Source organism: Streptomyces sp. NPDC088197, assembly GCF_044741185.1.
In the GTDB taxonomy this organism is placed as follows: Bacteria; Actinomycetota; Actinomycetes; order Streptomycetales; family Streptomycetaceae; genus Actinacidiphila.
In genome coordinates this window covers 447,459-468,970 of record NZ_JBIUSD010000001.1, presented here as the reverse complement: position 1 = coordinate 468,970, position 21,512 = coordinate 447,459, and the positions used below count along the sequence as shown (strand labels likewise).

Sequence of the window (21,512 nt, the reverse complement as noted above, 5' to 3'; positions counted from 1 at the left end):
GGGGCTGTTCCCGACTGGTCGAGCGCGTAGGCGCCGGTGCCGAGCTGCTCCCCGCCCGCGCGGGGCTGTTCCCCCGCCCGGCACGGCGTACCAGTCGTACCCCCGCTGCTCCCCGCCCGCGCGGGGCTGTTCCCAGACCTGCGGCCTGCGGGGCGTAGCCCTTCGCCTGCTCCCCGCCCGCGCGGGGCTGTTCCCCCCGCCTGGTACAACCGTCAGAGCAACCCGCCGCTGCTCCCCGCCCGCGCGGGGCTGTTCCCGCCGGGGGTGCGCCGGAGCCTCGGCTACGCCCCTGCTCCCCGCCCGCGCGGGGCTGTTCCCTCGTGCCCGCGCCCTACATCGAGCCCGGCCGGCTGCTCCCCGCCCGCGCGGGGCTGTTCCCGGGCAGGCGGTGCACTGCCAGATGACGTCGACCTGCTCCCCGCCCGCGCGGGGCTGTTCCCTTGACGGGTGTCTTCGCAATTCCAGACACCTTCTGCTCCCCGCCCGCGCGGGGCTGTTCCCTCGGCGTACGGCTCCCGGACCCAGCGGTGCGCGCTGCTCCCCGCCCGCGCGGGGCTGTTCCCGCCCCGGCCGGTACGCCGGTGGCCGAGGTGCTCTGCTCCCCGCCCGCGCAGGGCTGTTCCCCGATACCCCGCATTGGGGAGTTGCCGGAGATACTGCTCCCCGCCCGCGCGGGGCTGTTCCCGCTTACGTTGGACGTGTGCTCCCCGCGCGCGGGGCTGTTCCCGCTTACGTTGGACGTGTGCTCCCCGCGCGCGGGGCTGAACCCAGGTGCAGGCCGATCACGGCGAAGCTCTTGTAGTGCTCCCAACACACGTGGGGTTATTCAGCCGGGTCGGTCTGCATCGAGAACTTCCGCTGTGTGGCGCAAACTTGGCTTGTCGGACTTGATGGCGGCAACTGGGCGGCGCCTCAGCCTGTCGACGCTCTACTCGGCGTCGGTCTTATGAGGGTTGCTCCGTAGGTCTGCATCTCGCGCACCGGCAGCGTGCGACAGGAGGTCGGGTCAAGACTCGCGTCCCTGTTGGTTAGACCCTCGGCGTTGGCCCCTACCTGGGTCCGTGCCGGGATCCGTGCCCTGGGAGGCGTGCAGGCGGCACGCGGTTTCAGTAGATCTATGCCGAGCAATCAGGGTTCGCTGAGGTCAATTAACCAGGTACAGGTAGAACAAGGCGGACCTCCCTGTGTAAAAGGCGTAAAAGGCAGTGAGTGCCACCTTCAAATGCGTGCGGTGTGCGCGTGCGGCTCGTCATTGCTGCTACGCGTCCAACGACCCGTCAGCACAACACCGTTGGCGAGGCGAGAGCGAGAGGCGTGCTCCAGGAGAGCATGCTCTTCGTCAAAAAATGACCGGGCCCATGTGTGCGATCCGTTCCAGCGGAGGCACGAGCCCGGTCATGTCCTTCCCCCTGAAGTAGCACCTGCAGAAAGGAAGAACCGCATGTTAGCAAACCGTCGACAAAGCAGGCCGCCCCGCACTGTCCAGCCGATGGATGTGCCAAGTGGTCTTGCAACACTGGTGGTTACGGGAGTCGGTGCCTCCCTGCCCGTCGGGGCGTGGCTTCGCGTCGCGGTGCTCGTGTTCGTGCTCGTGTTCGTGATCCAGGTCATCCTGGTAATGCCGCGAGCATACCGATCATCCTGGTCGCCGGTGCGGTTCTAAGGACACCTTGTGTGTGCGGTGAGTAGCTTCGACTCACCGCACACACGGCAAGTAACGGGTTCGATCAAACATCTACCATCGGACAGCCGTGGGTGAAGAATCGTTGGCACCGGTGATCACTATTGGTCAACTTACGCAATGGTGTTGTCGGACGTGGATCGACGGTGTCGAATATGCCAATGGCTCAGCCTCGAATAGCACTCCTGAGGTCTGCCTTCTCCCTCTCTGTCGCGGCGCGGAGCGCGTGGGGGAAGCATGATCGGGACACCGATGGGTGGCTGCCGTTGTGGCGGCACATGGCGGACAGCGGGGCTGTGGCCTGCCGGTTGTGGGATGCGTGGCTGCCGGGGAATGTGAAGGCGCTGGTGGGGGAGGCGCTGCCCGGAGGGGTGGAGGACGGGCGGCGGTTGGTGGGGTGGCTGGCCGGGGTGCATGACATCGGGAAGGCCACGCCGGCCTTCGCGTGCCAGGTCGATCCGCTCGCGCAGGTCATGCGGGACCACGGTCTCGACATGCCGTCGTTCGAACGGCTCAGGGAGGACCGCAAGTTGGGCCCCCACGGGCTGGCCGGTCAGCTCTTGTTGAGTGAGTGGCTCAATGAGAGGCACGGGTGGTCCAACCGGGTCAGCGGACAGTTCGCCGTGGTGATCGGCGGCCACCATGGTGTGCCGCCAGGGCACCAGCGCATTCACGATCTCGCGCTGCATCCTGAGCTGATACGTACGCGGGGGAAGAACGAATCGCGCTGGAAGGCCGTGCAGTTCGAGCTGATGGCCGCCTGCGCGGAGGTGGCGGGCATCCGTGAGGACGACTTCAGCGCGTGGAAGTCGGTGAAGCTCTCCCAGCCGGTCCAGGTCACGATGACCGCGATCGTGATTCTCGCGGACTGGATCGCCAGTTCGGCAGACCTGTTTCCGTACATCACGGCGGAGGGGACGCGGCGGTCGCAGTCGGAACGGTTGGAGGCGGCCTGGCTGGGCCTCGACCTTCCCGGCCCCTGGGAGCCGGACGAACCGGCGGGTACAGCAGCCGACTTGTTCGCCGCGCGCTTCGACCTACCGCAGGGCGCGTCCGTCCGCCCCGTGCAGGAACAGGCGGTCGGCATCGCGCGGGAAATGGAACCGCACGGCCTGTTGATCATCGAAGCACCCATGGGTGAGGGCAAGACGGAGGCGGCTCTCGCGGCGGCAGAAATTTTGGCCGCGCGCACCGGGGCGGGCGGTTGCATGATCGCATTGCCCACGCGGGCGACCGGCGACGCGATGTTCGCCCGGCTGATCGACTGGATCGGCCGACTGCCGTCCGACGGGCCGCAGTCCGTCTTTCTCGCCCATGCCAAGTCCGCGCTCAACGACACCTGGGCGGGCCTCGCCAGCCGCAGTGCCCGCACGGTCGCGGCGGTCGATCTCGACGGCGGGGACGAGTTCGACGGCCCCAACGCCCGGCAACGACGTCGTCCTTCCGGACTCCAGGCCCACCAGTGGCTACGTGGACGGAAGAAGGGGCTGCTCGCGTCCTTCGCGGTGGGGACGATCGACCAGGTGTTGTTCGGCTCGTTGAAGAGTCGCCACTTGGCCCTGCGCCACCTCGCATTGGCGGGCAAGGTCGTCGTGATCGACGAAGTCCACGCCTATGACGCCTACATGAGCACGTACCTGGAACGTGTGCTGGAATGGCTGGCCGCATACCGGGTTCCGGTCGTGCTGCTGTCGGCGACCCTGCCCGCCGGCCGCCGCCGGGCGCTCGCCGAAGCGTACGCAGGTCACCCTGTGTCCGAGGCCGACCGGTCCGGCGACACGTCCGCCGCAGCGTCCGCCGGGACGTATCCACTGCTGACCGCCGTCTCGCCCGGCGGCCCCACCGTGGTCCGGCAGCCTCCCGCCGCGTCCGGCCGCCGCACCGACGTCCATGTTCAGCCGCTCGACGACGACGTGACCATCCTGGTCGACCGCTTGGAGGACGAACTCAGCCAAGGCGGTTGCGCACTGGTGGTACGTAACACCGTCGACCGCGCGCAGGAAGCGGCGGGGCGGCTGCGGGAGCGCTTCGGTGAGGAGCGGGTCACGGTCGCCCACTCGCGCTTCGTCGCCGCCGACCGGGCCCGCAAAGATGTTGAGCTGCTCGACCGCTTCGGCCCCAGGAGCAGACGCCCCGAAGGCGCGCACATCGTCGTGGCGACCCAGGTTGTCGAGCAGTCCCTCGACCTCGACTTCGATCTCTTGGTCACCGACCTTGCCCCGGTCGACCTGATATTGCAGCGGATGGGTCGGCTCCACCGGCACGACCGACCGCGCCCCCCTCGCCTCCGGGACGCGCGCTGCCTGATCACCGGCATAGCCGACTGGGCACAGGATCCGCCGGAGATCGCCCGCGGCTCGGTCAAGGTCTACGACGGAGAGCACCTGCTGCTGCGCTCGCTTGCCGTCCTCCGGCCGCACGTGGAAGGGCGCCCCTTACGTCTGCCCGAGGACATCAGCCCACTCGTACAGGCGGCGTATGGCGATGATCCGCTCGGCCCGGACAGTTGGGCCGCAAAGATGGCGCAGGCCAGAGTCGCCTACCGCGCGCTCCTGGCCGAGAAGTCCGACCGGGCCGAGGCATTCCGGCTCGGTCCCGTACGCCGCGCGGGTCGACCGATCATCGGCTGGATCGACGCCGGAGTCGGCGACGCCGACGACACCGCGGCAGGACGCGCCCAGGTACGCGACACCGACGACACGCTCGAAGTCCTCGTGATCCAGAGGCGAAGCGACGGAACGCTGACCACATTGCCGTGGCTGGACAAGGCAAGGGGCGGACTCGACCTGCCCGAGCACGCCGTACCGCAGGGGAGAGCGGCCCGCGCCGCCGCCGCGAGTGCGCTGAACCTCCCCTGGCACTTCTCCAAATCCTGGGTGATCGACCGGACGATCCGCGAGTTGGAGAAATTCTGTCCTGCGGCCTGGCAGGTGAAGGAAAGCCCTTGGTTGGCAGGGGAGTTGTTCCTGGTCCTCGACGAGGACCGCCGAGCCCGGCTGGTCGGTGCCGAGGTCCGCTACAGCCCGTCCGACGGGCTTCTCGTGGTGCCGGAAGGTGCCCACGACGTAAGGGTGGTAGACGGAGTGCCCTCATTCGACCTGGTGTCCCGGCCCTGGATTCCCGTGCAGCGACTGGACGGGACGACGGACGAGATGTCCCTGCGCGACGTCTTCGCAGAGGCTGCCGGGCTGCGGCGGATCGTCGGCGACGTACCGACGCAGGAGTTCGCCCTGATTCGACTACTGCTCGCCGTCCTGCACGACGCCGTGGACGGCCCGCGAGAGATCGAGGACTGGGGTGAACTGTGGGAGTCCGCCGAGCCCTTCACGGCGGTACCGGAGTATCTCGACCGGTATCGCGACCGATTCGATCTGCTCCATCCTCAGCAGCCGTTCCTCCAAGTCGCCGGTCTGCACACGGAGAAGAACGACATCGGTCCACTGAGCAGAATCGTCGCCGACGTTCCCAACGGCGATCCCTTCTTCAGCATGCGTCAACCCGGTCCCGATCGGCTCGGATTCGCCGAGGCGGCGCGCTGGCTCGTGCACACTCACGCTTTCGACACGTCTGGGATCAAGTCGGGAGCCGTTGACGATCCGAGGGCGAAAGGCGGCAAGGGCTACCCGTCAGGTGCGCTGGGCGTCGGTTGGGCCGGGAACCTCGGCGGCGTCTTCGCCGAAGGCGACACCCTCAAGGAAACCCTGCTGCTCAATCTGATCTCTGCGGACAACGACTTCCTCCAGGTCCACACGGACGACAGGCCCGTATGGCGCCGACCTCCCCTCGGCCCGCAGCCGATCGCGGCGGACCCCGACGACCCCCGCCCGTCCGGCCCTCGTGACCTCTACACCTGGCAGAGCCGACGCATCCGTCTGCACCACGGCGACGGCGAGGTGACGGGTGTCGTCCTCTGCTACGGCGACCCCGTCGCCGTGCGCAACCGGCATCGGCGCGAACCCATGACCGCCTGGCGCGACAGTCCGACTCAGGCGAAGAAGTGGGGCGAGCCTCAAGTCTTCATGCCGAGCCAGCACGACCCGAGCCGCGCGGCGTGGCGCGGTCTCGCCGCTCTTCTCGGTGACAAGGGCCGGGGGAGGGAAGGCGCCGAGCAGCGGCAGAGAGCAGAGCGCACTCTGCCGCCCGGAGTCGTCCAGTGGCTTGCCCGGCTCACGTACGAGGAGTATCTGCCGCGACTCGGCCTGCTGCGCACCCGGATCGTCGGGGCCAAGTACGGCACACAGCAGTCGGTCATCGACGAGATCACGGACGACGAGATCCTGCTCCCGGTCGTCGCGCTTCACGCGGAGCGACCCCTCTACGGGAAAGTCGCAGTCGCTGCCGTCGCCGACGCCGATGACGCGGTGAGGGCGCTGGGCCACCTCGCGGGCAACCTCGCCCAGGCAGCCGGTTCCGACCTGGGACCGGCCACGGCCACAGCCCGTGACCTCGGCTTCGCCGCGCTGGACAGCCCGTACCGGGCGTGGCTCAGCGGCCTGCGGAACATCTCCGACCCTGAGGAGTACCGCGGTCAGTGGCAGCGGACGGTCGGTACGACGATCCGCGCCCTGGGGCGAGAACTCCTCAACGACGCGGGGCCGGCGGCGGCCGAGGGACGGTACGTGGACCTGCCGGACGGCAATGGCCGACGCTGGCTGAATGACGCACAGGCCGAACTGTGGTTCCTGGTGAAGCTGAGGAAAGTCCTGCCGTTGGCGCCGAGTCCGTCTGTCGCGCCCACCGGCGCCGCGATCGGCTCGGGCGGTGCGGAGTCCGGTGAGGAAACAGTGCTCGTCGCTCACTACGCGGCCGGCACACAAGACGCAGCAGACGCAGCAACGGAGCCCGCGTGATGACCACAACCGTCCTCAACCCGTCCGGCGCCCGCGGATACGACCTCATTGGCACAGCGACCGACCGCTGCATCCGCAGGCTCCAAGGCGGCTACCGAAACGACCGGCCGGCCGCGGTCGCGACCGTGGCCAGGCTGCGGCGCGGCGTCGGCCGTCCCGCCTACGACGTACAGGACCTCTGGGGACTGACCGGCACGGAGGAACTCGCTCTCGTCATCGCCGAATCCGCGACCGGCACCGTACAACGGCCGGACGAGGAGCGAGCGGACGAGGCGCTGAACATGGCGGTCACCTTGTGGGCCCTGCACCAGCAGTCCCACCGCGACACCGACACACACGTCCCCGGTTACGGGCTCGGCCGGTCCGTGCGCCTGCTGATGGTGCCTGCGGCCGTCAGGACAGTGGGCGGTCCGGCCCCGGCATCACCGGTCCCTGTGCCTTCCGAACCGGAGATCGACGAGGTGATCCGCCGACGGTTCGTGCGGGTCGGCACCGCCACCACCCTCGATGTCCTCGCCCAGCGCCTGCGGGAGATCGTCCTGCTGCTTCGGAAGAACTCCATTCCGCTCGACTACGCGCTCCTGGCCGATCAGCTCTACCGCTGTTCTTCAGACCGTTCCGCCGAGCAACATCAACCGCGACGACACCGGATCGCCCAAGACCGCGGTCTACGGAGGTGTCCGTCGGGCCCGGGTCTCCAGCCAGGCCTGGAAGCGGGCCACACGAAAGGCGTTCGACGACCTCGTTGACCCTGCAGAATTGGGCGTGCGAACCAAGAAGGTCGCTGAAGCGGTGGCGGAGCGGATCCTCGCGCACGAGCCGGCCCTCGACCGTACGGCCGCGCTCGCGCTGGCCGCCGAGACGCTGCGTACCGCCACCGGTTCGAAGATCGATCCGCCCAAGCGCAAGGCCAAGGAGGGCGAGCCCGAACCAGCGCCGGAAGCGTCGTACTTGATGTTCCTCAGCGCCCGCCAGCTCGACGCGCTCGCGGAACTCGCCCTCAAGGGCAGCGAAGGCAAGGGCGATGTCGCTGTCCTCAAGGGCTTCTTCAAGAACAAGGACAACAAGGCTCTCGCCAAGCACCTGGTGGACACCCGCCACTCGGTCGACATCGCACTCTTCGGCCGAATGGTCGCCGACGATGCCGGACTCAACGTCGAGGCGGCCACCCAGGTCGCCCACGCCCTGAGCGTGCATGCCGTCGACAACGAATCGGACTACTACACGGCCGTGGACGACCGGAACACCGGCGCGGAACCCGGCGCGGGCATGATCGGCGTCATCGACTTCAACTCCGCGACGCTCTACCGTTATGCGGCTCTGGATGTCGACCGCCTGCATGCCAACCTCGGCGCGGGACTGCGCGAGGAAGAGCACGCGGCGGCTCCGACCCGTCGCGCCGTCGAGGCGTTTCTGGAGGGCTTCATCACGTCTCTGCCCAGCGGCAAGGTCAACACCTTCGGCAATCACACGCTGCCGAGCGTCGTCCTCGTCAAACTCCGTTCGAAGCGGCCCGTCAGCTTTGTGGCGGCCTTCGAGCGAGCCGTCGCCCCGAAGCGCCGCGAGGACGGCTTCGTCGAGGAGGCGTGCCGCCGACTGGCCGCTCACGTACCGGAGTTGGAAGCGGCGTACGGCATCGCGGGCGACGAAGGAACCTGGCTTGTGCGGGTGGGCGAGGGAACCGGGCCGCTCGCCGCCCTTGGCGAGAGCATCAGCATTCCCGAACTGGTCTCGTCGATCGGCGAGTCGGTGGCTGAGCGGTTGATCCATGGCACGGCGGATTCCGCAGGGCGGGAGTCCGGCGCGTGAGCGTGCTCCTGCTGCGCCTGGCCGGTCCATTGCAGGCATGGGGCTCAGCCGCGCGATTCGCCCGCCGCACCACCGAGAACGCCCCCACCAAGAGCGGCGTACTCGGCTTGCTGGCCGCTGCCGAGGGCAGGGAACGCGATGCCGACCTCAGCGATCTGACGGAGCTGCGCTACGGCGTCCGCATCGATCAACCCGGCACGCGTATCAGGGACTTCCAGACCGCCCACCACTTCGACACGGACAAGGCGATGCCGTTGTCGGAGCGCTTCTACCTGGCCGACGCCGTATTCGTGGCGGCGGTCGAGGGGGAACCCGCGCTGATCGGGCGCTTGAACACGGCCGTACGGGCACCGGTGTGGCTGCCGTATCTGGGACGCCGCTCGTGCCCACCGTCCCAGCCGCTCGACCTGGGTGTGTGCGACGACGCGGACATTGTGACGGCGCTGGGAGAGGTGCCCTGGCAGGCATCGGGCTGGTACCGGCATCGTCACGGCACGCCGCGCGAGCTTGCGCTGCTGCTCGACTGCCCGCCCGGCACGTCCCCCGACCAGAGCTTCCGTGACGCGCCGGTCAGCTTCGACCCGCGGCACCGGCGTTACGGGCTGCGCGGTGTGGTGGCGGACTGGGTTCCGAACCCGTCTGTCGAGCGTGCCTCTGTTCACGATCCGACGTCGACCCTGGGAGCCGTGTGATGTTTATGACCCGGTTTCGCCTCAACACCGCCCGCCGTGACGGCCGCGCATTGCTCGGTTCGCCGCACCGGATGCACGCCGCCGTCGCGATGGCGTTCCCCGAACTGCCCGTGCGAGACGGCTCAGGGCCGCGTGTGCTCTGGCGCGTCGACCGCAACTCGGCCGCCGAAGTGGTGCTGTTCGTCGTCAGCCCCACCCGTCCTGACCTGACACATCTGGTGGAACAGGCCGGCTGGCCCGCCGCGTCGGACACACCGGGCTGGCAGACGTACGACTACGGGGCCTTCCTCGCCCGGCTGTCCGTCGGGAGTACGTGGACCTTCCGGCTCACCGCCAACCCCGTGCACTCCATCCGTCGCACGGACGACGAGCAACGCAAGCGCACCGCGCACCTCACCGCCCGCCATCAGAAGGCGTGGCTGCTGGAGCGGCAGGCCTCATCGGGCTTCGCCGTCGTCGAAAAGCCGCCCGAGACAAGGCTGTTGGAGTACGGCGACGAACTCCAGCTCGTCCTCCGGGACAAGCGGGACCTGCGGTTCGCAAAAGCAGCCGAGCGCCGCACCGTCTCCCTCACCTCGATCACGTACGACGGCCGGCTCACGGTGACCGACCCGGACGCGCTGCGCCGCACCCTCACCCAGGGTCTGGGCAAGGCGAAGGCGTACGGGTGCGGGTTGATGACCCTTGCTCCGGTGGGCTGACCGATGAGCACGGTCGGCAGGCGCGGCGCCGCCACGCCGCGCGAACTCACCCGTATCGGGGACCGGTTGTCCTTCATCTACCTGGAACGGTGCGTCGTCCACCGTGACGACAACGCCATCACGGCCGAGAGCGCCGACGGCGTGACACACATACCGTCCGCCACGATCGGCACGCTGCTGCTCGGTCCCGGCACGCGTATCACCCACCAGGCGATGAGCGTCCTCGGCGACTGCGGGGCGGGCGTCGTCTGGGTCGGGGAGCACGGCGTCCGCTTTTACGCGGGCGGGCGCGCTCTGACCCGCTCCTCCGGACTGGTCGAGGCCCAGGCTCTCGCGTGGGCGAATCCGCGGCGACGGCTGGACGTCGCCCGTGCGATGTACCGTCTGCGGTTCCCCGACGAAGACCCGGCGGGCAAGACGCGCCAGGAACTCCTCGGCATGGAGGGGCGCCGCCTGCGCCAGTGCTACCGCGCCGAATCCGAACGCACCGGCGTTCCGTGGCGCCGCCGTGAGCACAACCGGGACGACTTCGCGGCTGGTGACCCGCCCAACCAGGGTGTCACCGCTGCCGCTCAGTGCATGTACGGCATCGCGCACGCCGTCGTCGCCGCCCTCGGCTGCTCGCCGGGCCTCGGGTTCGTGCACTCGGGTCACGAACGCTCCTTCGTCCTCGATATCGCCGACCTCTACAAGACCTCGGTGGGCATTCCCGCGGCCTTCGACGCGGCGGCGGAAGGACCGGAAGACGTGGCGTCCCGAACGCGGCGGGCCGTCCGGGACCGGGTCAACAGAACGCGGCTGCTGGAGCGTTGCGTACAGGACATCAAAGACCTGCTGGGCTACGACGCCGTGCGGGAGGATTCGGACACCGCGGCAGGCGACCGCGTAAGTCTCCAGTCCGACCACGGCGTCGAAGTCGAGAGCGGCCGCAACTACGACTCCGAGATCGTTTGGTGAGGGCATCCCCGTGACCGTCATCATCCTCACCAACTGCCCGGCCGGTCTCCGTGGCTTCCTGACCCGCTGGCTCCTGGAGATCTCCCCGGGCGTCTTCCTCGGCACCCCGTCCGCCCGTCTTCGCGACGTCCTCTGGGCCGAGGTCCGCCAATACGCCAACCAGGGCCGTGCCCTCCTCGCCTACCAAACCGACACCGAGCAGGGCTACACCTTCAAGACCCACGACCACGCCTGGCACCCGATCGACCACGAGGGCCTCACTCTCATCCACCGCCCCCACCCCGGCCGCCGCTCCGACTCCTCCCGCTCCTCCGCCTCCCCACCCACCACCGGTTGGAGCAAGGCAGCGAAGCGCCGCCGCTTCGGCGGCGGAAGCTGAGGGGTGCGCGATGCGGTGGCGCGGAACCCGCGCCGCGCCGTGCGCGCCGCGCCGTGCGCGGCGCGCCGTGCGCGCGAGCGACGGGGACATCGAGGCGATATGTCCGAATCTCTCAACTTAAGTAAAATCCGGTGCTGGCCGTTCCAAAACACCAGGCCAAACACTGTGCTCCCCGCGCCCGCGGGGCTGTTCCCCTGCCGCCGTCCATGAACGACGTCGAGCGCATGTGCTCCCCGCGCCCGCGGGGCTGTTCCCGCTCACCGACCTCCATGGTGCCGCGCACGATCGTGCTCCCCGCGCCCGCGGGGCTGTTCCCTCCTCCGCGCATGGGCCGACACCGAGCTGCTGGTGCTCCCCGCGCCCGCGGGGCTGTTCCCAGTGTGAGTCACACGACAGCAAGGTCTACCTTGTGCTCCCCGCGCCCGCGGGGCTGTTCCCTTCGGGCCCCAGATCAGCTCCGCGGTGAAGTCGTGCTCCCCGCGCCCGCGGGGCTGTTCCCTTCAGCGAATCCTCGGTGGTGTGGCCGACCGAGTGCTCCCCGCGCCCGCGGGGCTGTTCCCGGCCCGTCGTTGAACTCGAATCCCTCGGTCGCGTGCTCCCCGCGCCCGCGGGGCTGTTCCCATCCGGAACGCGAAGAGTCAGGGCTGGTTCTGGTGCTCCCCGCGCCCGCGGGGCTGTTCCCATCGCCCGCGCGAACCTCGTGCACGCCGCGGAGTGCTCCCCGCGCCCGCGGGGCTGTTCCCAGCGATGAAGACAGCCTGTCGTCAGACCCGGAGTGCTCCCCGCGCCCGCGGGGCTGTTCCCGACGAGACCGGCGGTCCGGTTTCGGGCACCAGGTGCTCCCCGCGCCCGCGGGGCTGTTCCCCACCGGGTGAAGGCGTCGATGGAAGCCGGCCTGTGCTCCCCGCGCCCGCGGGGCTGTTCCCCCGCAGGACACCCCCGGCAAGTTCCGGCTCAAGTGCTCCCCGCGCCCGCGGGGCTGTTCCCCACGGCAAAGCCCGCTCGGGCGGAGCCTTCGGGTGCTCCCCGCGCCCGCGGGGCTGTTCCCTGATGTGGCGGGGCCCGGAGTACGAGGGCGAGGTGCTCCCCGCGCCCGCGGGGCTGTTCCCGAGGCCAAGGCCAGGGCGACGTGACGGGCGTTGTGCTCCCCGCGCCCGCGGGGCTGTTCCCTTGCGCCGCGGCATGTACGTATCCCGCGGCGAGTGCTCCCCGCGCCCGCGGGGCTGTTCCCGAAGAGCGCTATACCGCCGAGGTCGTCCGGTGGTGCTCCCCGCGCCCGCGGGGCTGTTCCCTCCTCGACGAGCTGGCGGTGTCGCTGGCGGAGGTGCTCCCCGCGCCCGCGGGGCTGTTCCCGACGCGACCGCGCGGGGGCCGGTGACTGGTCCGTGCTCCCCGCGCCGGTCTCTGTGCCGGGGGCGTCGGTGGGGGAAACCGTCATGAGTTGGCCAGAGAACGCCTGGTGATGGGTGATGTCGGCCAGTTCGATGGTGAACCGCTGGGGCGGTACGTCGCTCGCGCTCGGGTCGTCTCTCGCCGACGCGGGCAGGTAGCCGGTCGCGGTGTAGCCGATGGTCGTGGTGATGGTCCACGTCGGCTGTCCGTCGCCCCGGCTCGTTGCGACCGACCCCGCGCTCGTGCGTTTCGTCGTTGCTCCGCTCATGGGTCACCGTCCTTCCCCGGCCGGTCGGCCGGATGCGGCTAAGGCCGGCGCTTCGAGTGAGTGCTGCTCGATCGCCGCGGCGACCTTCTGCCAGGCCGTGAAGACGTTCATCACTTCGTGCTCGGGGGCGTGGGTGAGGTCCAGGAGGAAGCGGCGGATCAGGACTTCGTTGCTCAAGGTGTTCTGGATGCGGGCGATCGTCCACAGGCTGTGGGCAGCGGGTGCCGCTGTCGACGGCCGGCCGGGGGTCATGAGCCGTCCTTGGTGTGGGTGAGGTGGGCGGTCACGGTGTGGCCGTGCTGGTCGCCGCGGGTTTCGACGTGGTGGGCGAGGGCGGTGACCATGGCCAGGCCGCGGCCGTGGGTGTCCTCGGCGTCGGGGGGTTCGACGGTCGGTGCGCTTTTCGTCCCTCCGGAGTCGGTCACCGAGATGGAAACCACCGCAGGGGAGACGGCGAGGCTGACGTGGAACGCTCCCGTGCTCCCGCTGGCGGTGTGGAGCACGGCGTTCGCGCTCAGCTCAGTGACGATGAGCGCCGCGTCGTTCGCATAGGGGGAATCGCGCAGGACATCGCGGGTCCAGCGGCGTACGCGGCCAACTTCTTCGGGTGAACCTGGGCACGTCCGTCCCCAGACTCGCGGCCTACTCATATACTCGTGCATACAAGTTGCTGGTGGGCGGCCAGGTGCGAACGGTTTGAGCTAGACGAGTTTGACGCCGTCGTGCGCGCGCACGGCCGGCGGAGACATCGCGTCCAGGGCGTCGAGCACGCGGATCGCGTACGCCTCGTCCGCGAGTTCGGAGACTTCAGATCGGCTGACCCAGCGCAGAGCGCTGGTCTCACTTCCGGTGGAGGGCTCGCCGTCGATCGCCTCGCAGCGGAAGACGAGCGAGACGATCAGGCCGGTCATGTTCTTGTAGACACCCGTCAGGGTGGCGGGTACGGCGATCTTGACGCCGGTCTCCTCCAGGACTTCGCGCTGGAGCGCGTCGGGGATGGTCTCCCCCGCCTCAAGGACTCCGCCGGGCGGTTCCCAGTGACCGTTGTCGCGCCGCCTGATCAGCAAGGCGCGACCGGCGTCATCGACGATGACCCCGGCGACGCTCACGGAGTGCGGGCGCTCGATCGCCACGTGCCTCATCCTCTCGGGTGGCTAGGCTGCCCACCGTAGCAACAAAGGTCGGCCACTCGTCTAGATATCCAAAGGAGTACGCATGCCCGTTCTTCCCTCCGGCGTCCTGGGGGCGCTGGACCCGACGAGCGACCGCGCGGTGTTCCGCCAGATCGCCGACCAGTTGCGCGAAGCGATCGACAGGGGCAAGTTCGCCGAGGGCGACAAGCTGCCCTCCGAGACGGAGTTGGTCGAGCACTACGGCGTCTCGCGGATGACCGTACGGAACTCGCTGTCCGTCCTTCAGGGCGAGGGCCTGGTGGTGTCCGAGCACGGCAAGGGCGTCTTCGTACGGCCCCGCCCGCCCGTGCGGCGGCTCGCCTCGGACCGCTTCGCCCGCCGGCACCGCGAGCAGGGCAAGTCGGCGTTCATCGTGGAGGCTGACGGTGCGGGCAGTCACCCCACCGTGGACAGCCTGGAGATCAAGGAAGAACGGCCGAGCCAGGACATCGCCACCCGGCTCGGTGGCCCCCGTCGCGTACTGGCCCGGCGCCGCCGCTATCTCCTCGACGGCCGCCCGGTCGAGTTCGCGACGTCGTACCTCCCGTTGGACCTGGCCCGCGGCACCCCCATCGCCGAGCCGAACCCCGGTCCCGGTGGCATCTACGCCCGACTCGAAGAACTGGGCCACCGCCTCGACCACTTCGAGGAGGAGATCCGCGCCCGGATGCCCGCGCCGACTGAGGTCAAGACGCTCCAGCTCGCGTCCGGCGTGCCGGTGATCCATCTGGTCCGCACGGCGTTCGACACCGAGGGGCGTGCCGTGGAGGTCTGCGACACGGTGATGGCGGCGGACGCGTACGTGCTGGCGTACCAGCTTCCGGCCACGTGACCTGGGCGGACGGTGTCGCGACACGGGCGGGGGCGGCCCAATTCCCGTGACTCGTACGCCTTCTCGGCAAACTCATATAGACGAGTAGCCAGGTTGTGCGGCACAGTGGTTCTCGTGCCCGGTTCTTCGGGTGCACTAGACGACACTTGTCTAGACGACTAGCTGTTATGAGTGAAGGGGAAAGCGTCGCGTTCCATCCGTGTGGAGACCTCGGCGGCAACGATCCTGCTGACCGAAGCTCCGGAGACGAAGATCAAGGACCGGCAGACCGGGGAGATCGCCACCGACGCGAACAGCGGTGAGCCGCTGATGACGGTCGGCGTGGTTCACATAGAGGACGGGGAGTCCTCGCTGCTCAAGGTGACCATCCCGCAGAGCGGCGTGGGCGAGGGGCCTCCCCTCGGGGCGCCGGTCGCGCTGCCGGGACTGGTGGCCCGGCCGTGGGAGAGCACGTTCAACCCCCAGGTGGGGGTCTGAGTCCGATGTCGGACCTGATGACGCTGGTGGAGGTGGGTGGTGCCGTCACGGCTGTTGGCGGGGGCACCGCCTCCCTGCGGGTTGAGCAACCGGCCGCGTACTGGTCCACCTCCTGCTTCCGCCAGCCCGCCGTGACAACAACGTCAGCACCTGGGCGTGGTGCGCGGCCTTCCGTCCTTGCATCCCCTTGGCCGTTCGTGGCCCCAGGGGCGGCGATGGATGCTCAGGATGTTGTGAAGCCGTATCTCCAGCCTGCACATCGGCAGACTATTGCCATAAGGAAGGTATGTCCGAATCTCATCAAGTGAGTAAAATCGGCCGCCGGACCCAGTAAAGCCTCAGGTCATTTACTCTGCTCCCCGCGCCCGCGGGGCTGTTCCCTGGTGAATACGCGCATACCGGCTGAGTTCGGCCTGCTCCCCGCGCCCGCGGGGCTGTTCCCAGGTCGCGCATGTCGACCGCCCACGCGCGCCGCTGCTCCCCGCGCCCGCGGGGCTGTTCCCATGAACTACGACGACGCGTCCTCGCTGAGCACCTGCTCCCCGCGCCCGCGGGGCTGTTCCCGACACGATCACGAAGGAGTAAGACAGATGGGGCTGCTCCCCGCGCCCGCGGGGCTGTTCCCTCCAGGCGGCGCCCCTGCGGTGCCTCCGTACCCTGCTCCCCGCGCCCGCGGGGCTGTTCCCATCGGCCGTGAACTGGCCGCGCTCACGAAGCGCTGCTCCCCGCGCCCGCGGGGCTGTTCCCCCGGCAGCCGACGACGCGTGACCGTCCACCAGCTGCTCCCCGCGCCCGCGGGGCTGTTCCCGAGACGTGCCCGTAGGCGTCCGCGTTGCGGGCCTGCTCCCCGCGCCCGCGGGGCTGTTCCCTTGTCGAACAGGCGATGTCCGAGCTGGCTGGACTGCTCCCCGCGCCCGCGGGGCTGTTCCCTGCGACAGCCCAGGGCCCAGCTCCGTACGAATCTGCTCCCCGCGCCCGCGGGGCTGTTCCCGTGGAGCTGGACAGGTCGAGTTCGGCGGCCAGCTGCTCCCCGCGCCCGCGGGGCTGTTCCCGAGCTGCTCCAGGACTCCATCGTCAGCTTCATGTGCTCCCCGCGCCCGCGGGGCTGTTCCCTGGGGCCAGCCCGGCGGGAGGTTCGGGTTGCGGTGCTCCCCGCGCCCGCGGGGCTGTTCCCCGTGCCGCCGACGCTCCTGCGCCCACGTTCACGTGCTCCCCGCGCCTGCGGGGTTGTTGCTCGGAGTGGGAGGGCGTTGGTTCTGCGCCCGTGTCGCGGTCATGCGTGTGGGCGACCTGTGGTCGGGGTGTCGTCTTCTTGAGAGGAAGGGCCAGGCTCTTCGTAGGAAGGAAGCGGGGCGAGTCTGTATGGCCGAGCGGTTTTGAAGGCCGTCGTGGCAGCGACGTCACCGTGGGTTCAAATCCCACAGCCTCCGCGGTAGGTAGTGAACATGCAGGTGGGGTCGGGTCTCGATGCGATCGGGAGTCGGCCCCACCTTTTGTGTGTCCCGTCGCGCTCCCTGTGCCGTCGGTTTCTGGTGGTGATCGGAAAATGGCTGAAAAGGGGCAGGAACGTTTTGGCGCTTGGGGGGACTGGGGGGTGGAGGGGGCGGGGGGTGCGGGTGGGGGAAAGATGGGGGATGGGGGGTTTGTCGACAGATCGTCACGCTTGCGGGGGAAAAGAAGGGGAGGGGCGGGTTCGGGAGGGGTGGGGTGGGCAACTCTGGTCTCGGCGACGCCGCTCGAAGAAGCAAGACGGCACCGCGGTCGGCCAACCGCGGTGCTCCGGATCGGACCGGGCTTCCACAAGTCCGGGCAGTTCAACTAGTCCCGCAACATGTCCCCTTGGAGGGAACACCATGGCAAGCATCCGTACCGTCCGTGCCCTGGCCGCCGTTGCCGCACTGCCGCTGGCGGCCGTGCTGTTCGCCGGCACGGCCTCGGCAGACGACGGCGCGTTCGCGGGTGGCCACTCGAACGCGACGGTGGTGAGCAACTCCGGCGGCAACGTGGGGGGTGGCAACTTCGGCAATGTGACGACGACGCAGCAGGCGGCCACCGGGGCCGGGGCGTCGAACCAGAACAACACGGCGAGCGTGGCCGGTTCCGGCTTCACCGCCATCCACCAGGACAACGTCAGCATCCACTGCTCGCAGCTCTGGTGACCCGCGCCGCGGGTTCGGCGGCGGCGTGAGGGGGCGCCCCGCCACTCCTGACCGGTGACGCGTACGCGCGGCGGCACGCCATGTGCCGCCGCGCGCACGCGTTCCACGGCAGGATGATCGAAGCGGGGAACGGCGAGGACGGTGAACGGTGGGCAGGAGTACGGCGGACGGCGTGACGCTGCTGGTGGTGGGGTCGGCCAACGCGGACCTGGTGGTCAGGGTCGACCGCCATCCCGCGCCCGGCGAGACGGTGCTCGGTACGTCGGGCGTGGCCGTGCACGCGGGCGGCAAGGGGGCCAACCAGGCCGTCGCCGCGGGCCGGTTGGGCGCGCGGGTGGGTTTCTGCGGGCGGGTCGGGGCGGACGCGTACGGGGAACGGCTCACCGCCGAACTGCGGTCCGCCGCCGTGGACACGACCGCGCTCGGCACCGAGAAGACGGTGCCCACCGGCATCGCGCTCATCACGGTCGCGGCCGACGGCGAGAACGCGATCGTGGTCGTACCGGGTGCCAACACCGCGCTCACGGCGGCCGAAGTGACCGCCGCGGTCGGGCCGGCCGTGCGCGTGGTGTCCGCGCAGTGCGAGGTCCCGATGGACGCGGTACGGGCCGCCGCCCGCGCGGCCGAGCGGCACGGCGCCCGCCTGGTGCTCAACCCCTCGCCGCCCGAAGCCGTCAGGGACGATGCCGAATCGGGTCAACTCCTGTCCTGCGCAGACCCGTTGGTGGTCAACGAGCACGAGATGCGCGTCCTGCTCGGCGCTGCTTCCGCCGCGGAGGCCGACCCGCGTGACCTGCTCCGGCTCGGTGTCCGGTCCGCCGTCGTGACCATGGGCGGCGCGGGCGTGACCGTCGTCGAGCGCGAGGGCGTAAGCGGGGGCGGGCGCGAGGACGTAAGCGGGGGCGTACGCGAAGACGTGAGCAGGGACGTACGTGCGGGCGTACGCGAAAACGTACGCGCGGACGCGGAGCCGCCTCGGGGGCGTACGACGCGGCTGCCCGCCGTCCCGGTCGAGGTGGTCGACACGACCGGTGCGGGTGACGCCTTCACCGGGGCGCTGGCCTGGCGGCTGGCGGAGGGGGACGGGCTGGTCGAGGCGGCGGGCTGGGCGGTACGCGTCGGGGCGGCGGCGGTCGGCGAATCCGGTGCCCAACTTTCGTCCACAGCCTGTGGAAAACTTCTGGCCGAGAGTGAGGGAGGTCGCGCGCCGGGCGGAAAGCCCGCACAAGAGTCCGCCCCCGCCGCTGCCCCCGGACCCGGATCCGACCCCGATTCCGCGCCCGCCTCCGGGCCCGCCCCCGATCCCGGCACGGAAGAGCCCCCGGCCTGAACCCGCCACCCCCGCACGCCCATTGACAACAGCCGCCCTTCCGTCCGAATCTGACGGACAGTCAGATTTTTGAGGGAGGGCGGCGCCGCCATGGACGGATCGGACGGAACGGCAGAAAGCGACCCGCTCCATGCCGAGTTGCGCCGCTACGAAGGCACCCCGGCCGCCACGGGCGGCATCGGCAAGGACCCCGTCAACGCCCCGATGATCCGCCACTGGTGCGAAGCCCTCGGCCACCCCGTACCCCCCGACGGCACCGCGCCCGCCACCATGCTCCAGGTGTGGACGATGGGCGGCCTGTCCGGCCACGAAGGACGCACCCCCGGCTACGACGACCTCCTCGGACGCCTGGACGAGGCCGGTTACGCGGCCGTCGTGGCGACCGACTGCGAGCAGGAGTACGTGGCGCCGCTGCGGCCGGGTCAGCGGGTCACCTTCGACGCGGTCGTCGAATCCGTCTCGCCGCGCAAGTCCACCAAGCTCGGGGCCGGTTACTTCGTCACCACCCGCACCGAGGTCCGCGCCGACGGCGTCCTCGCGGGCACCCACCGCTTCCGCATCCTCAAGTACGCACCCGTGCAGGCAACTTCGGCGCGGGACCCGGCTCCCGCCCCCGCACGTACGAAGTCCGCGACCCGCCCCCGCCCGGTCGTCAACCGCGACAACGCCGCTTACTGGCAGGCCATCCGCGAGGACCGCCGACTCCTCATCCAGCGCTGTACCGCCTGCGGCACCCTGCGCCTGCCGTGGCTCCCCGGCTGCAACGCCTGCGGCTCCCCCGACTGGGACACCGTCCCCGCCTCCGGCACCGGCACCGTCTTCTCGTACGTGGTGATGCACCACCCGCCGTTCCCGGCCTTCGATCCGCCGTACGCGGTCGCGCTCGTCGAACTGGCCGAGGGCGTAAGGCTGTTGGGGAACGTCATCGGCGTCCCGTACGACAAGGTCCGGATCGGCGCGCCCGTCCTGCTCGACTTCCTGGACGCGGACGACAACCTCACCGTGCCGGCCTTCCGCCCCGTCGACACGGAACCCGCCGATACGGGACCCGCCGACACGGAACCCGCCGGTACGGGACCCCTCGACGCGGGACCTGCCGACACGGAACCCGACAGTACGGTCACCACCCCTGAAGCGGAGGCCCCCGCATGACCGCCGTCGGCGACACCCTCCCGCCCCGCCGTATCGACGTCACCCGCACCCTCGTCGTCGCCGGGGCGCTGGCCACGCGCGACTTCCAGGACGTGCACCACGACCCCGAACTCGCCCGCGCCAAAGGCTCACCCGACATCTTCATGAACATCCTCACCACCAACGGCCTGGTCGGCGGTTACGTGGCCGCGCACTTCGGCCCTGACGCGGTGACGACGGCGGTACGCATCCGGCTCGGCGCGCCCAACTACCCCGGAGACACGATGGAGTTGACGGGTACGGTCACGGCGCTCGCGGACCGGACGGCGACCGTCGAGGTGGTGGGCGTGAACGCGCTCGGCCGGCACGTCACCGGCACGGTCACCGTGCAGATCCCGCAACTCCCGGAGGCGTCATGAGTGTTCGGCGGCGGGACGCGCTCGGCGGGCGGGCGGCCGTCGTCGGGATCGGGGCGACGGAGTTCTCGAAGGACTCCGGGCGCAGCGAGTTGAAGCTGGCCGTCGAGGCGGTGCGGGCGGCGCTGGACGACGCGGGGCTGACGCCCGGGGACGTCGACGGCATGGTGACGTTCACGATGGACACCAGCCCCGAGATCACGGTGGCGCAGGCGGCCGGAATCGGCGAGCTGTCCTTCTTCTCGCGCGTGCACTACGGCGGCGGCGCGGCGTGCGCGACGGTGCAGCAGGCCGCGATGGCGGTGGCGACCGGGATCGCGGAGGTGGTGGTCTGCTACCGGGCCTTCAACGAACGCTCCGGCCGCCGCTTCGGCTCCGGCGTCCTCGGGCGCGAGCCGTCGGCGGAAGGGGCGGCGCTCGGCGTCAACCTGCCCCCCGGTCTGCTCACCCCCGCCTCGTGGGTGGCAATGTCGGCAAACCGATATTTGTCCGTCTACGGACTGGAACCGTCGGTTTTCGGCCATGTCGCGGTCGCCGACCGCAGGCACGCGGCGAACAACCCGGCCGCGTACTTCCACGGCCGCCCGATCACCCTCGCCGACCACGCCGCCTCGCGCTGGATCGTCGAGCCGCTGCGGCTGCTCGACTGCTGCCAGGAGACCGACGGCGGCCAGGCGATCGTCGTCACCTCCGCGGAACGCGCCCGCGACCTGCGGCACGCACCCGCCGTCGTCACGGCCGCCGCGCAGGGCGCGGGGCGCGCGCAGGAGCAGATGACCAGCTATTACCGGGACGCCGACGACCTCGCCCGGCTGCCCGAAATGGGCGTGGTGGCACGGCAGTTGTGGCGCACGAGCGGCCTCGGTCCGGCCGCCGTCGACGTGGCGGTGCTCTACGACCACTTCACGCCGTTCGTGCTTATGCAGTTGGAGGAGTTCGGCTTCTGCGGGCCCGGCGAGGCGGCGGACTTCGCCGCGGACGGCGGCCTGGAGATCGACGGCCGCCTCCCGGTCAACACCCACGGCGGCCAGCTCGGGGAAGCGTATCTGCACGGCATGAACGGCATCGCGGAAGCCGTCCGCCAGGTGCGCGGCAGCAGCGTCAACCAGGTCGCCTCCGTCGGCCACACCCTCGTCACGGCCGGCACCGGCGTCCCCACCTCGGGCCTGATCCTGTCGGCGGACGGGGCCTGAGGCGGGCGCGGGGTTCCGAAGGCCCGAAGGTCCGACGGTCCGAAGGTCCGGGGGCCCGGTGGGATCGGGGTCC

16 protein-coding genes, 1 pseudogene and 3 CRISPR repeat arrays (1 of these 20 only partly in view) are annotated in these 21,512 nt (G+C 70.1%); of the genes and pseudogenes, 14 read left to right on the top strand and 3 right to left on the bottom strand.

Features of this window, described 5'->3' with window-relative positions:
- Positions 1–769: direct repeats of the CRISPR family, unit length 29 nt; unit sequence CTGCTCCCCGCCCGCGCGGGGCTGTTCCC; it reaches 1,412 nt to the left of the window's first position.
- A 1,073-nt stretch (positions 770–1,842) separates the two neighbouring features.
- From casA to cas2e, 7 genes are read left to right on the top strand one after another with little or no spacing between them, the layout of a single operon-like run.
- A complete protein-coding gene (gene casA / locus ACIOC1_RS02125; RefSeq protein ID WP_401851209.1) occupies positions 1,843–6,531 on the top strand; it encodes a type I-E CRISPR-associated protein Cse1/CasA in 4,689 nt (1,562 codons plus the stop codon).
- On the top strand, positions 6,531–7,280 hold the full coding sequence (gene casB, locus ACIOC1_RS02120; protein WP_401851206.1) for a type I-E CRISPR-associated protein Cse2/CasB: 750 nt from the start codon (positions 6,531–6,533) through the stop codon (positions 7,278–7,280). Before casA ends, casB begins: the two co-directional genes overlap by 1 nt.
- Positions 7,162–8,340, top strand: coding sequence for a type I-E CRISPR-associated protein Cas7/Cse4/CasC (cas7e, locus tag ACIOC1_RS02115; RefSeq protein WP_401305989.1), 1,179 nt, complete (start codon positions 7,162–7,164; stop codon positions 8,338–8,340). Before casB ends, cas7e begins: the two co-directional genes overlap by 119 nt.
- Positions 8,337–9,032: a type I-E CRISPR-associated protein Cas5/CasD gene (gene cas5e, locus ACIOC1_RS02110; RefSeq protein WP_401851204.1), complete on the top strand. Its 696-nt coding sequence runs from the start codon at positions 8,337–8,339 to the stop codon at positions 9,030–9,032. Before cas7e ends, cas5e begins: the two co-directional genes overlap by 4 nt.
- Complete coding sequence (gene cas6e, locus ACIOC1_RS02105) at positions 9,032–9,733, top strand: type I-E CRISPR-associated protein Cas6/Cse3/CasE (protein WP_401718132.1); 702 nt, start codon at positions 9,032–9,034, stop codon at positions 9,731–9,733. The genes cas5e and cas6e overlap by 1 nt, the downstream gene beginning before the upstream one ends.
- A gap of 3 nt (positions 9,734–9,736) precedes the next feature.
- Complete coding sequence (gene cas1e / locus ACIOC1_RS02100; RefSeq protein WP_401851202.1) at positions 9,737–10,690, top strand: type I-E CRISPR-associated endonuclease Cas1e; 954 nt, start codon at positions 9,737–9,739, stop codon at positions 10,688–10,690.
- 10 nt (positions 10,691–10,700) lie between these two features.
- The gene (gene cas2e / locus ACIOC1_RS02095) at positions 10,701–11,069 is read left to right on the top strand and encodes a type I-E CRISPR-associated endoribonuclease Cas2e (RefSeq protein ID WP_355336561.1); all 369 of its coding nucleotides are present in this window, start codon (positions 10,701–10,703) and stop codon (positions 11,067–11,069) included.
- Between the two features lie 165 nt (positions 11,070–11,234).
- A CRISPR array of direct repeats spans positions 11,235–12,483; the repeat unit is 29 nt; unit sequence GTGCTCCCCGCGCCCGCGGGGCTGTTCCC.
- 249 nt (positions 12,484–12,732) lie between these two features.
- On the opposite strand, the gene ACIOC1_RS02090 is transcribed toward cas2e, so the two are convergent.
- From ACIOC1_RS02090 to ACIOC1_RS02080, 3 genes are read right to left on the bottom strand one after another with little or no spacing between them, the layout of a single operon-like run.
- Entirely contained in the window at positions 12,733–12,981 is a 249-nt protein-coding gene (locus tag ACIOC1_RS02090) for a hypothetical protein (protein WP_401851199.1), read from the bottom strand.
- Positions 12,978–13,391, bottom strand: a complete 414-nt coding sequence (locus ACIOC1_RS02085) for an ATP-binding protein (RefSeq protein ID WP_401851197.1) — start codon at positions 13,389–13,391, stop codon at positions 12,978–12,980. Before ACIOC1_RS02085 ends, ACIOC1_RS02090 begins: the two co-directional genes overlap by 4 nt.
- A 39-nt stretch (positions 13,392–13,430) precedes the next feature.
- Positions 13,431–13,838: an NUDIX hydrolase gene (locus tag ACIOC1_RS02080; protein ID WP_401851969.1), complete on the bottom strand. Its 408-nt coding sequence runs from the start codon at positions 13,836–13,838 to the stop codon at positions 13,431–13,433.
- Between the two features lie 106 nt (positions 13,839–13,944).
- Here ACIOC1_RS02080 and ACIOC1_RS02075 point away from each other — a divergent pair, with 106 nt between their 5' ends.
- From ACIOC1_RS02075 to ACIOC1_RS02045, 7 genes and pseudogenes are all read left to right on the top strand, one after another.
- Complete coding sequence (locus ACIOC1_RS02075) at positions 13,945–14,733, top strand: GntR family transcriptional regulator (RefSeq protein ID WP_401851195.1); 789 nt, start codon at positions 13,945–13,947, stop codon at positions 14,731–14,733.
- A 171-nt stretch (positions 14,734–14,904) separates the two neighbouring features.
- A pseudogene (locus ACIOC1_RS02070) lies at positions 14,905–15,198 on the top strand (hypothetical protein); the annotation flags it as partial.
- Positions 15,199–15,562: 364 nt separating this feature from the next.
- Positions 15,563–16,445: a CRISPR direct-repeat array (repeat unit 28 nt; unit sequence TGCTCCCCGCGCCCGCGGGGCTGTTCCC).
- A 618-nt stretch (positions 16,446–17,063) separates the two neighbouring features.
- Positions 17,064–17,369: a hypothetical protein gene (locus ACIOC1_RS02065; protein WP_401851194.1), complete on the top strand. Its 306-nt coding sequence runs from the start codon at positions 17,064–17,066 to the stop codon at positions 17,367–17,369.
- Between the two features lie 148 nt (positions 17,370–17,517).
- Positions 17,518–18,699, top strand: a complete 1,182-nt coding sequence (locus tag ACIOC1_RS02060) for a PfkB family carbohydrate kinase (RefSeq protein ID WP_401851191.1) — start codon at positions 17,518–17,520, stop codon at positions 18,697–18,699.
- Positions 18,700–18,789: 90 nt separating this feature from the next.
- Positions 18,790–19,851 carry a bifunctional MaoC family dehydratase N-terminal/OB-fold nucleic acid binding domain-containing protein gene (locus ACIOC1_RS02055; RefSeq protein ID WP_401851189.1) on the top strand — a complete coding sequence of 354 codons (1,062 nt, stop codon included), beginning with the start codon at positions 18,790–18,792 and terminating at the stop codon, positions 19,849–19,851.
- A complete protein-coding gene (locus ACIOC1_RS02050) occupies positions 19,848–20,249 on the top strand; it encodes a MaoC/PaaZ C-terminal domain-containing protein (protein WP_401851186.1) in 402 nt (133 codons plus the stop codon). The genes ACIOC1_RS02055 and ACIOC1_RS02050 overlap by 4 nt, the downstream gene beginning before the upstream one ends.
- A complete protein-coding gene (locus ACIOC1_RS02045) occupies positions 20,246–21,439 on the top strand; it encodes a lipid-transfer protein (protein WP_391126956.1) in 1,194 nt (397 codons plus the stop codon). The genes ACIOC1_RS02050 and ACIOC1_RS02045 overlap by 4 nt, the downstream gene beginning before the upstream one ends.
- Positions 21,440–21,512: the final 73 nt, after the last annotated feature.

What these genes read in the sequence shown, in the direction of transcription:
- casA (WP_401851209.1), top strand. Translation starts at nt 1,843, where the DNA reads ATGGCTCAGCCTCGAATAGCACTCCTGAGGTCTGCCTTCTCCCTCTCT.
- ACIOC1_RS02050 (WP_401851186.1), top strand. Translation starts at nt 19,848, where the DNA reads ATGACCGCCGTCGGCGACACCCTCCCGCCCCGCCGTATCGACGTCACC.
- cas1e (WP_401851202.1), top strand. Translation starts at nt 9,737, where the DNA reads ATGAGCACGGTCGGCAGGCGCGGCGCCGCCACGCCGCGCGAACTCACC.
- casB (WP_401851206.1), top strand. Translation starts at nt 6,531, where the DNA reads ATGACCACAACCGTCCTCAACCCGTCCGGCGCCCGCGGATACGACCTC.
- ACIOC1_RS02085 (WP_401851197.1), bottom strand. Translation starts at nt 13,391, where the DNA reads ATGCACGAGTATATGAGTAGGCCGCGAGTCTGGGGACGGACGTGCCCA.
- ACIOC1_RS02055 (WP_401851189.1), top strand. Translation starts at nt 18,790, where the DNA reads ATGGACGGATCGGACGGAACGGCAGAAAGCGACCCGCTCCATGCCGAG.
- ACIOC1_RS02075 (WP_401851195.1), top strand. Translation starts at nt 13,945, where the DNA reads ATGCCCGTTCTTCCCTCCGGCGTCCTGGGGGCGCTGGACCCGACGAGC.
- cas6e (WP_401718132.1), top strand. Translation starts at nt 9,032, where the DNA reads ATGTTTATGACCCGGTTTCGCCTCAACACCGCCCGCCGTGACGGCCGC.
- ACIOC1_RS02045 (WP_391126956.1), top strand. Translation starts at nt 20,246, where the DNA reads ATGAGTGTTCGGCGGCGGGACGCGCTCGGCGGGCGGGCGGCCGTCGTC.
- ACIOC1_RS02065 (WP_401851194.1), top strand. Translation starts at nt 17,064, where the DNA reads ATGGCAAGCATCCGTACCGTCCGTGCCCTGGCCGCCGTTGCCGCACTG.
- ACIOC1_RS02090 (WP_401851199.1), bottom strand. Translation starts at nt 12,981, where the DNA reads ATGACCCCCGGCCGGCCGTCGACAGCGGCACCCGCTGCCCACAGCCTG.